Here is a 4,909-nt window from a genome sequence, read left to right as displayed (position 1 = left end):
GATGCTGCGCCCCGGGCCGCAGGGCGCGCCGGGTGAGGTGCGACCGCTGCGGGCCGGGGGAGCCGGGGCGGGCCTCGGCGCGGTGACCGGGCTGCTGGGCGTGGGCGGCGGCTTCCTGGCCGTCCCCGCCCTGGTGACGGTCCTGGCGTTCGAGATGCAGGCGGCCGTCGGGACGAGCCTGCTGGTCATCACCGTCAACTCGCTGACCTCGCTGGTCACCCGCTCCGGTGGCGCGGCGGGCATGGACTGGGCGGTGACGGCCCCGTTCACCGGCGCCGCGATCCTGGGCGCGTGGGACGGGAGGCGGCTCGCGGCACGGGTGTCCGGGAACGGTCTCCAGCGGCTGTTCGCCTGGGTGCTGCTCGCGGTCGCCGCGTTCATGCTGGCCGACGCGCTGACGTGACGGCGGCGGCGCCCCTCGGGCCGCGGCGGCACCCCTCAGGCCGCGGCGCCGCCCCTCAGGCCAGGGAGAGGAACAGCTTCTCCAGGCGGGCCCGCATCTGGTCCCGGTCCACCACCGGCTGGGCGCCGTCGGTCATGCACTGCTGGAGGCCGGTCGCGATGATGGCGAAACCGGCCCGGTCCAGGGCGCGGGAGACGGCCGCCAGCTGCGTGATCACGTCCTCGCAGTCCCGGCCCTCCTCGATCATCCTGACGATTCCGGCGATCTGCCCCTGGGCCCGCTTCAGCCGGTTGAGCACCGACTTCAGCTCGTCGGCCGCCATGTCCAGCTCCACGGTTCCTCCCAAGTGCGGGGCCCTGGATGCGGCCCTGGTCACGGTGTCATACCCCTAGGGGTATATCCTACCCCGCTCGGCACCCCGTACGGCGTACACCCGCTTGTGGGGCCCCGTACGCCGGGTGAGGGTGGCGGTGCCCGGGCCCACGCGGAGCCGGGCCGTCGCCGCGAGGGAGACCGACATGCCGCAGGACACCGCCGCCAGACCCGCGGAGCAGTCCGTGGCCCAGGCCAACCAGGCGGTCCGGCGTGACTACCCCTTCGACGACACCCAGGACCTGGAGGACGCCCGGCGCGGGTTCATGGGCACCGCACGGGACCCGGTGATCCGCGACGCGACGGGCAGTGCCGTCTGGGACCTGGAAGCCTACGGGTTCCTCGGCCAGGAGTGTCCGGACACCGCGAACCCGAGCCTCTGGCGGCAGAGCCGGCTCTGCTCCGAGCACGGGCTCTTCGAGGTCACCGAGGGCATCTACCAGGTACGCGGCTTCGACCTGTCCAACATGACGATCGTCGAGGGCGACCGAGGGGTCCTCGTCATCGACCCCCTGGTCTGCGCCCCCACGGCCGCCGCCGCTCTCGCGCTGTACCGCGCCCACCGCGGCGAGCGGCCCGTGACCGGCGTGCTCTACACCCACAGCCACGTCGACCACTTCGGCGGCGTACGCGGCGTGCTCACCGACGAGGACGTCGCGGCCGGAATCCCGGTGCTCGCCCCGCACGGCTTCCTGGAGCACGCCGTCAGCGAGAACGTCTACGCGGGCACGGCCATGAGCCGGCGCGCCGCGTACATGTACGGCGCCGCCCTGCCGAAGGACCCCCGGGGCCAGATCGGCGCGGGCCTCGGGCAGACCGTCTCGACGGGCGCGCCCGGGCTGATCCCGCCCACCCTCGACATCACCCGCACCGGCCAGACGGAGACCGTCGACGGCATCCGCATGGTCTTCCAGCTCACGCCGGGCACCGAGGCACCGGCGGAGCTGAACATCCACTTCCCCGGCCGCTCCGCCCTCTGCATGGCGGAGAACGCCACGCACAACCTGCACAACCTGCTGACGCTGCGCGGCGCCGAGGTCCGCGACCCGCACGTGTGGTCCCGCTACCTCACCGAGTCGGTCAGCCTCTTCGGCGAGCTGACCGACGTGGCCTTCGCCTCGCACCACTGGCCGGTCTGGGGCCGCGAGCGCGTGGCCGCCTTCCTCCTGGAGCAGCGCGACCTCTACGCGTACCTCCACGACCAGGTGCTGCGGATGCTCAACCAGGGACTCACCGCCCCGGAGATCGCCGAGGAGATCGTGATGCCGCCCGCCCTGGAGCGGGTCTGGCACACCCACGGCTACTACGGCTCCGTCAGCCACAACGCCAAGGCCGTCTACCAGCGTTACCTGGGCTGGTACGACGGCAACCCGGCGCACCTGTGGCAGCACCCCCCGGTCGAGGGAGCCCGGCGGTACGTCGAGTTCATGGGCGGCGCCGACGAAGTCCTGCGCAGGGCCCGGCAGTCCTTCGCCGACGGCGACTACCGCTGGGTGGCGGAGGTCGTCAACCACGTGGTGTTCGCGGACCCGGACAACGCGCGGGCGCGCGCCCTCCAGGCCGACGCGCTGGAGCAGCTGGGCTACGGCAGCGAGAACGGGACCTGGCGCAGCGTCTACCTGATGGGCGCCCGGGAACTGCGCCACGGCAGCCTCGGCACCCCCACCACCACGGCCTCGCCCGACGTCCTGGCCGCCCTCACCCTCGACCAGCTGGTCGACTCGGTCGCCATCCGGGTCAACGGCCCCCGCGCCTGGGACGCGGACATCACCATCCGCTGGGACATCGCCGGTGGCGAACCCCTCACGATGCGGCTGCGCAACGGCGTCCTCACCCACGTCACGGGCACCGGACCCGCCGTGGGCGAGCCCGACGCCACCTTCGCGCTGACGGAGGCGGACCTGCGGGACGTCCTGGTGGGCGCGGTGCTCCCCGGTGACCTGGCGGCCCGCCCCGGCGTCGAGGTCACCGGCGACGCCGGCCGGCTGGCCGAACTGCTCGGCCACCTCGACGCCCCGGACCCGGACTTCGCCGTCGTCACCCCCTGAACGGCCGGCCCGGACCCACGACAACAGGAGGATCGATGGCAGTGCGACACCGCTTGATCGAGGCCGCGGTGGCAGACGTCTGGCGGGTCCTCGCGGACCCCTCGCTCTACAGCGACTGGGTGGTCGGGACCTCCGGCTCGCGCCCCCGCCGGGGCGACTGGCCGGAGGTCGGCGCCAGCCTCACGTACACCCTGGGCATCGGCCGGTGGTCCGTGCGGGGGCGGACGATCGTCCGGCGGTGCGAGGCGCCGCACGTGCTGGAGCTGGAGGCCGACAGCGGCCGGATCGGCACCGCCCGGATCGCCCTGGAAGTACGGCAGTGGGGCGACAACGCCCTGGTCACCCTGGACGAACACCCGCTGCGCGGACCGGCCGGGAAACTGCACAACACGGCCATCGACGCCGTGATCCAGCTCCGTCACCGCAGCGTGCTCGCGCGGCTGGCGCAGACCGTCGAGGCGGCGCCGAAGGGCGCACGCGAAGCGGTCTGACCCCTTTCCGCGATCCCCCTTGGAGGCATCGGTGCCGGACGCCGTGGTCATCGGAGCAGGCCCCAACGGCCTCGTCGCGGCGAACCTGCTCGCCGCCGCCGGGTGGAGCGTCGAGGTCCTGGAGGCCCAACCCGAGCCCGGCGGGGCGGTGCGCAGCGACCGCCGGGTGCATCCCGACTACGTCACCGACCTGTTCAGCGCGTTCTACCCGCTGGCGGCGGCCTCCCCGGTCATCGGCGGGCTCGACCTCCGGGAGGAGGGGCTGCGCTGGTCACGAGCCCCCCGCGTCCTGGCGCACCCGCTGCCGGACGGGCGGTGCGCGGTGCTGGAGGACGACGCGCGGGACACGGCGGCGGGCCTCGACGCGTTCGCCGAGGGGGACGGGGCGGCGTGGCTGGAGCTGTGCGCCACCTGGGACCGGGTGCGCCGCGATGTGCTGGGCGCCCTCTTCACGCCGTTCCCGCCGGTGAGATCGGGCGTCCGCCTCGCCGCCCGGCTCCGGGCCGCCGGCGGCCTGCGCCTGGCGCGGACCCTGCTGCTGCCCGTACGCCGGCTGGGTGAGGAGCGGTTCGGCGGCGAGGCGGCCAGGATTCTGCTGGCGGGCACCGCACTCCACGCCGACCTCGGCCCCGAGGCGGCCGGGAGCGGCGGCTTCGGCTGGCTGATGTCCATGCTCGGGCAGACCTACGGCTTCCCGGTGCCCGTCGGCGGCGCGGGTGCGCTCACGACCGCCCTGGTACGCCGGCTCGAACGTCACGGCGGCGTGCTCCGCTGCGGTGAGCGGGTCACGGAGGTCGTCGTACGTGGCGGACGCGCCGTCGGCGTGCGCACCGCGAAGGGCGAGGCCGTGCCCGCGTCGCGCGCCGTGCTCGCCGACGTGTCCGCGCCGGCGCTCTACGGCGGACTGGTCGACGCACGGCACCTGCCCGGCCGGCTCCTGGACGACCTGCGCCGCTTCCAGTGGGACTTCGCGACGTTCAAGGTGGACTGGGCGCTGAACGGCCCGGTGCCCTGGACCGCCCGCGCGGCCGCCACGGCGGGCACCGTGCACCTGGCGGACGGCGTCGACGGCCTCACCCGCTTCACCGCGCAGATCGCCACGGGACAGGTGCCGGACCGCCCCTTCCTGCTCTTCGGCCAGATGAGCACCGCCGACGCCACCCGCTCACCGGCCGGCACCGAGGCCGCCTGGGCCTACACCCACGTCCCGCACCGCATCAAGGGCGACGCGGGGGAGGACGGGCTGACCGGGCGGTGGGACCGGGGCGAGCAGGAAGCCATGGCCGACCGGATGGAGCAGGAGGTGGAGCGCTGGGCCCCCGGCTTCCGCTCCCTGATCACAGCCCGCCGCCTGCTGGCGCCCCCGACCATCGAATCCATGGACGCGAACCTGTACGGGGGCGCGATCAACGGCGGCACCGCCTCGGCGCACCAGCAACTGGTGTTCCGTCCCACCCCGGGCACCGGCCGCCCCGAGACCCCGCTCCGGGGCCTGTACCTCGCCTCGGCCTCGGCGCACCCCGGCGGCGGCGTGCACGGCGCCCCCGGCGCGAACGCGGCGCGCGCGGCGCTGCGGAAGCGTCTGCGGCGCTGAG

The 4,909-nt window shown here is 74.6% G+C and carries 5 protein-coding genes; 4 read left to right on the top strand and 1 reads right to left on the bottom strand.

Features of this window, described 5'->3' with window-relative positions:
* On the top strand, window positions 1-403 hold a 403-nt coding region (locus G3I41_RS26255; RefSeq protein ID WP_164402846.1), incomplete at its 5' end, for a sulfite exporter TauE/SafE family protein.
* A gap of 55 nt (window positions 404-458) precedes the next feature.
* Here the strand turns inward: G3I41_RS26255 and G3I41_RS26250 are convergent.
* Window positions 459-737 carry a metal-sensitive transcriptional regulator gene (locus G3I41_RS26250; RefSeq protein WP_164402845.1) on the bottom strand — a complete coding sequence of 93 codons (279 nt, stop codon included), beginning with the start codon at window positions 735-737 and terminating at the stop codon, window positions 459-461.
* A gap of 184 nt (window positions 738-921) precedes the next feature.
* Between G3I41_RS26250 and G3I41_RS26245 the strand changes: the two genes are divergently transcribed.
* The 3 genes from G3I41_RS26245 to G3I41_RS26235 are packed head-to-tail and all read left to right on the top strand — an operon-like array spanning window position 922 to window position 4,908.
* Window positions 922-2,823, top strand: coding sequence for an alkyl sulfatase dimerization domain-containing protein (locus G3I41_RS26245; protein WP_164402844.1), 1,902 nt, complete (start codon window positions 922-924; stop codon window positions 2,821-2,823).
* A 35-nt stretch (window positions 2,824-2,858) separates the two neighbouring features.
* Window positions 2,859-3,314, top strand: coding sequence for an SRPBCC family protein (locus G3I41_RS26240; RefSeq protein WP_164402843.1), 456 nt, complete (start codon window positions 2,859-2,861; stop codon window positions 3,312-3,314).
* Between the two features lie 31 nt (window positions 3,315-3,345).
* Entirely contained in the window at window positions 3,346-4,908 is a 1,563-nt protein-coding gene (locus G3I41_RS26235) for an NAD(P)/FAD-dependent oxidoreductase (protein ID WP_164402842.1), read from the top strand.
* Window position 4,909: the final 1 nt, after the last annotated feature.

This window comes from Streptomyces sp. SID9727 (genome assembly GCF_010550605.1).
Lineage (GTDB): Bacteria > Actinomycetota > Actinomycetes > Streptomycetales > Streptomycetaceae > Streptomyces.
This window is presented reverse-complemented; position numbering and strand designations above follow the sequence as displayed.